The 5,106-nt window shown below is 68.3% G+C and carries 5 protein-coding genes and 2 pseudogenes; 4 read left to right on the forward strand and 3 right to left on the reverse strand.

Annotated elements, in window-relative coordinates; translation table 11 throughout:
* The 3 genes and pseudogenes from G3O00_RS39575 to fliF all read right to left on the reverse strand — a co-directional run.
* A pseudogene (locus G3O00_RS39575) lies at positions 1–139 on the reverse strand (flagellar assembly protein FliH); the annotation flags it as partial.
* Positions 132–1,127, reverse strand: a complete 996-nt coding sequence (gene fliG / locus G3O00_RS39580) for a flagellar motor switch protein FliG (protein WP_011353514.1) — start codon at positions 1,125–1,127, stop codon at positions 132–134. The pseudogene G3O00_RS39575 and the gene fliG, both read right to left, overlap by 8 nt.
* On the reverse strand, positions 1,117–2,880 hold the full coding sequence (fliF, locus tag G3O00_RS39585; RefSeq protein WP_206146249.1) for a flagellar basal-body MS-ring/collar protein FliF: 1,764 nt from the start codon (positions 2,878–2,880) through the stop codon (positions 1,117–1,119). Before fliF ends, fliG begins: the two co-directional genes overlap by 11 nt.
* Positions 2,881–3,129: 249 nt before the next feature.
* Between fliF and fliE the strand changes: the two genes are divergently transcribed.
* From fliE to G3O00_RS39605, 4 genes and pseudogenes are all read left to right on the forward strand, one after another.
* Positions 3,130–3,474, forward strand: a complete 345-nt coding sequence (gene fliE / locus G3O00_RS39590) for a flagellar hook-basal body complex protein FliE (RefSeq protein ID WP_011353512.1) — start codon at positions 3,130–3,132, stop codon at positions 3,472–3,474.
* Positions 3,475–3,668: 194 nt separating this feature from the next.
* The gene (fliS, locus tag G3O00_RS39595) at positions 3,669–4,103 is read left to right on the forward strand and encodes a flagellar export chaperone FliS (protein WP_174933848.1); all 435 of its coding nucleotides are present in this window, start codon (positions 3,669–3,671) and stop codon (positions 4,101–4,103) included.
* Positions 4,100–4,432 (forward strand): flagellar protein FliT, encoded by a 333-nt coding sequence (locus tag G3O00_RS39600; RefSeq protein ID WP_011353510.1) that lies wholly within the window; start codon positions 4,100–4,102, stop codon positions 4,430–4,432. The genes fliS and G3O00_RS39600 overlap by 4 nt, the downstream gene beginning before the upstream one ends.
* Positions 4,433–4,562: 130 nt before the next feature.
* Positions 4,563–5,106: pseudogene (locus G3O00_RS39605) on the forward strand (flagellar hook-length control protein FliK); the annotation flags it as partial.

Consider the following 5,106-nt stretch of genomic DNA (forward strand, 5'->3'; position numbering starts at 1 on the left):
GCAGTTCCTCGGCGAGCGCGCCGGCGGCCGCTGCCGCGTCGTCGGGCGGCGGCGGGGGCGGCGGCGGGTCGAACGACGCCATCTCCCACCGCTGGTACGCGGTGAGGGTGCCCGCGCGATCGCTCGCCGAATCAGACATACGCGTCTTCCGCCTTGCCGCCGATCGCGATCGCGCCGCTCTCGGCCAGGTTGCGCACGATCTGCAGGATGCGGCGCTGCTGCGTCTCGACGTCGGACACGCGTACCGGGCCGCGCGCGTCGAGATCCTCGGCGAGCAGTTCGGCCGCGCGCTGCGACATGTTCGCGAGGAACTTCTGGCGCAGTGCCGGCGGCGCGCCCTTCAGCGCGATGATCAGCGTTTCCGACTCGACTTCCTTGAGCACCATCTGGATCGCGCGATCCTCGAGGTCGAGCAGGTTCTCGAACACGAACATCTGGTCGATGATCTTCTGCGCGAGTTCGGCGTCGTACTGGCGCACGCTTTCGAGCACGCCTTCCTCATGCACGCTCGTCATGAAGTTCAGGATCTCGGCCGCGGTGCGGATGCCGCCCATCGGGCTGCGTTTCAGGTTGTCGCTGCCGGACAGCAGGCCCGTCAGCACGTCGTCGAGTTCGCGCAGCGCGGCCGGCTGGATGCCGTCGAGCGTCGCGATCCGCAGGATCACGTCGTTACGCAGCCGCTCGGTGAAGCACGACGCGATTTCGGATGCCTGGTCGCGGTCGAGGTGCACGAGGATCGTCGCGATGATCTGCGGATGCTCGTTCTTGATCAGTTCGGCCACCGCGCCCGAGTCCATCCACTTCAGGCCCTCGATGCCGCTCGTGTCGCTGCCCTGCAGGATGCGGTCGATCAGCACGCCGGCCTTGTCCTCGCCGAGCGCCTTCGTCAGCACCGAGCGGATGTAGTCGCTCGAATCGAGCGACAGCGCGGTGTGCTGCTCCGCTTCCTTCGCGAATTCGTGCAGCACATCCTCGACCTGCTCGCGCGTGACGTTCTTCAGCGCGGCCATCGCGGCGCCGATCTTCTGGACCTCGCGCGGCGCGAGGAACTTGAATACCTGCGCGGCCTCTTCCTCGCCGATCGACATCAGCAGGAGCGCGCTCTTGGTCAAGCCTTCAGCGTTCATCGGACACCCAGTTCTTCACGACGGTGGCGACGATCTTCGGATCCTGGCGGGCGATCGTGCGCGCGTAGTCGAGGTTGCGTTCGTAACGGTTCTTTTCGCTTTCGAACCCGAGCAGCAGCGCGTCGGGCTCCTCGGACTTCTCCGGTCCCGGCAGGCCGTCGAGCGCGACCGAATCTTCCGGTGCCGCGAGCGCCGGTGCGACCGGCTCGGGCGGCGGGAACGCACGGCGCATTGCCGGGCGCACGAACATGAAGTAGAGCGCCGCGGCGGCCGCCGCGATGCCGAGCCACTTCGCCGCTTCCTTCGCCATCGCGATCATGTCCGGCTGGCGCCACCACGGCAGGTCGGCGTACGGGTCGCTCGCGGTCGAGAACGCGCTGTTCACGACGTTCACCGAGTCGCCGCGCTTCTCGTCGTAGCCCATCGCATCCTTCACGAGCTGTTCGACCTGCGCGAGCTTCGCGGGCGGCAGCGGCTGCATCGTCACGTGGCCCTTCGCGTCGGCGACCGGCTGGTAGTTGACGACGACCGCGACCGACAGCCGCTTCACGTTGCCCATCGGCTGCTCGAGATGGCGGATCGTCTTGTCGACTTCGTAGTTGGTCGTCTGGTCCTTGCGGTCGCTCACCGGGGTCGTCTGCGGCGCGTTCTGGCCGTTGCCGGCGACGATCGGCGCGGACGCCGGTTGCGGCGGCGTGTTCGACAGCGCGCCCGGCACGCCCGACGCGCCGCCCTGCGCGAGTTCGGTCGCGCTGCTGGTCTGCTGGCTGCGGATCGCGGATTGCTGCGGATTGCCGTTCGGGCCGTAGCTTTCCGACGTCTGCTCGATCTTCGAGAAATCGAGGTCCGCGCTGACCTGCGAGCGCGCGTTGCCCGTGCCGAAGATCGGCGCGAGGATCGCGTCGATGCGCTTCTGCGTGTTGTGCTCGACCTGCTGCACGTACTTGAGCTGGCTCGCGTCGAGGCCGGATGCCGATGCGGTCTGGGTCAGCAGGTTGCCGTCCTGGTCGACGATCGTCACGTTCTTCGCGGGCATGTCGGGCACGCCGGACGACACCATCCGCGTGATGGCCTGAACCTGGCCCTCGTCGAGCACGCGGCCCGGGTAGAGGTCGACGAACACCGACGCGCTCGGCGCTTCCTTGTCGCGCACGAACACCGACGGTTTCGGGATCGCGAGATGCACGCGCGCGCCGCGCACGGCGTTGATCGATTCGATGGTGCGCTGCAGCTCGCCTTCGAGCGCGCGCTGGTAGTTGATCTGCTCGGCGAACTGGCTGATGCCGAATTTCTGGTTGTCCATCAGCTCGAAGCCGACCGAACCGCCTTTCGGCAGCCCCATCGCGGCGAGCTTCAGGCGCGTTTCATGCACCTGGTTCGACGGCACGAGGATCGCGCCGCCGGCATCGGCGAACTTGTAGGGAACGTTTGCCTGCTGGAGCGCGGCAATGATTGCGCCGCCGTCGCGATCCGACAGGTTGCTGTACAGCACGCGATAGTCGGGCGCACGGCTCCACAGCACGAGCGCGGTGATGACGGCGACCGCGAATGCGACGGCGATCAGGAACGGCAGCTTCGGGTTGCCCTTCATCCGCGAGATGCCGGGGATGCGTTCCGCGAAGCCGCCAAGCCCGAAGTCCGCGCCTGCGCCACCCGCGCCCGGCAACGCGGCGGCCGCGGCGGCGCCGGGCGCCGGGCTGGCGAGGCCCGCGCGGGCGTCTGGGTTGATCAGCGAGTTGGCCTGCGAATCCATGCGTCGAGTTTCTCCGGAGCGGGACGACTGAGCTCGCTCGGACGAGCGGGCGGACAATGACACGATGCGATTATCGTGACCCGGGCCGTACTCCGATCGACCGAAAAGAGCGGGGTTTCCCCCGTACTTTCTCGGCTTTGACGCGCGTCACGCTGCTATCCTTTTTCGGAATCCGGCATGGTGCGCGTGGTGCGGCGCCGGCGGATCTCCCGGTGTGTCCGGGTCTCTTCTCTCAGTTTCGGGGACAGCATGACGGCGAACGTCAGCGGAATCGGTTCGGTGTTGCAACAGATGCAGTCGATGGCCGCGCAGGCGTCCGGCGGCGTCGCGAGCCCGACGGCGGCACTGGCCGGCTCGGGCGCGGCGACGGCCAGCACGTTCGCCAGCGCGATGAAGGCGTCGCTCGACAAGATCAGCGGCGACCAGCAGCACGCGCTCGGCGAGGCGCAGGCGTTCGAGGTCGGCGCGCCGAACGTGTCGCTGAACGACGTGATGGTCGACATGCAGAAAGCCAACATCGGCTTCCAGTTCGGGCTCCAGGTCCGCAACAAGCTAGTGAGCGCTTACAACGACATCATGCAGATGTCGGTGTGATCGCGCGGCTATGCGGGGAAAGCTGTCCGTGGACGGCCATCCGGGCGGGTCTGCGGGCCGGCCCTTCTGCGCCAGGCGGCACGCTCCGCTTGCCTAAAGCTTTCCAAATCCCTTCCGATAACTCCGGTGAAGGCCGCGTCGTGCGATGCACGGCCGCGGTTCCCGTATAGCCAAGGCATAACAAGGAGAAGCGCATGTTTTCCCCAGGACACGCTGGAGCCAGTGCGTACGCGCGTGTCGGCGTCGAGACAGGGGTGATGGGCGCCTCCCCGCACCGGTTGATCGCGATGCTGTACCAGGGCGCGCGGCAGGCGATTGCGCTGGCGCGCCTGCATTTGCAGCAGGGCAATGTGTCCGCGCGCGGCGAAGCGATCGGCAAGGCGATCCGGATCGTCGACAGCGGGCTGAAGGCGTCGCTGAACCGCGACGCGGGCGGCGAGATCGCCGAGCGGCTGGACGCGCTGTATGCGTATATCAGCCGGCGTCTGCTCGAAGCGAACGCGCAGGCGAGCGACGCGATGCTGGTCGAAGTCGACGGGCTGCTCGCGACGCTCGAGGAAGCATGGACGGGGATCGCCCCGGAAGTCGCGCGGATGGCCGCGCAACAGGCAGTGGAAGCATCACGATGAATCGCAAGGCCGAATACTTCGAACGTTACGAGGCGCTCGCCGCCGTGTCGGGCCGGATGCTGGGCGCTGCCCGCAGCGCCGACTGGAGCGCGTTGCCGGGGTTGCAGGCCGAATTCATGCGGTTGGTCGACGGGCTGAAGGAAGCCGATCCGGGCGTCGTGCTCGACGAATCGGATCTCGGCCGCAAGCTCGACCTGATCCGCCGCATCCTGGCCGACGACGCCGCGATTCGCGATCTCGCGAGCCCGGACGTCGCGCGGCTGTCCGCGCTGTTCGAGGCGCGGCGCTCGACCAAGGTATTGACCGATCTCTACCGCGCGCGCGGGTAGGGCCCGTTTCCGGGGAAACGGGCGCGGGAGCGCACGAGTCCGATGTGGCAGGCGCGCAGTTCCCGCGGGCGGCACCGATGTGCCGTTCCCGGATTCGCAACGATGTGGCTGAGATGAGCAGGCTCCGATCATGACCGGTATCGACTCCGTTGCGGCCGCGCTGCTGGCGAGCCGCCTCGACAGCTTGCTGACCGGCACCGTGTCGGCGCCCGCCGGCGGCGGCGCGACCTCGCAGGTCGGCACGCCGGGCACCGGCGCGTCGTCCACGCCTTCGGCCGGCAGCCCGCCTGCTGCGCCGCCCGCTTCCACCCAGACTGCGTTATCCGATGTCGGGCGCGTGCTCGACGCGATTTCGCGCGTGGGCGGCGACTCGACACCGGCCATTGCCGGGCGCGCGCCGCTGCTGGCCGACCCCACCGTGCTGCTGACCGACACGGCTGCGCCGGCCGCTTCCAATCTTGCTGCGTCTTCCACGCCGGCTTCCGCTTCCGCTGCCGCGTCGTCGGCTGCTGCGGCGCGTGAAGCGGCTGCGACTTTGCCGGTCGCGGCGCTTCGCGCAGCGCTCGCCCAGGCGGTGAGCGAAAGCGGCCTATTCTACGAATCCCATCTCGCGCAGTGGCTGGCCGGCCAGCGTCCGCTCACGGCGCTGATGCGCGAGCCGCAGGCGCGCCTCG

Source organism: Burkholderia sp. Ac-20384, assembly GCF_017104605.1.
Classification (GTDB): Bacteria; Pseudomonadota; Gammaproteobacteria; order Burkholderiales; family Burkholderiaceae; genus Burkholderia; species Burkholderia lata.

Excerpts from the sequence above, each read along its gene's own strand:
- fliF (WP_206146249.1), bottom strand. The coding sequence starts at position 2,880 with ATGGATTCGCAGGCCAACTCGCTGATCAACCCAGACGCCCGCGCGGGC.
- G3O00_RS39600 (WP_011353510.1), top strand. The coding sequence starts at position 4,100 with ATGAATCGCAAGGCCGAATACTTCGAACGTTACGAGGCGCTCGCCGCC.
- fliS (WP_174933848.1), top strand. The coding sequence starts at position 3,669 with ATGTTTTCCCCAGGACACGCTGGAGCCAGTGCGTACGCGCGTGTCGGC.
- fliE (WP_011353512.1), top strand. The coding sequence starts at position 3,130 with ATGACGGCGAACGTCAGCGGAATCGGTTCGGTGTTGCAACAGATGCAG.
- fliG (WP_011353514.1), bottom strand. The coding sequence starts at position 1,127 with ATGAACGCTGAAGGCTTGACCAAGAGCGCGCTCCTGCTGATGTCGATC.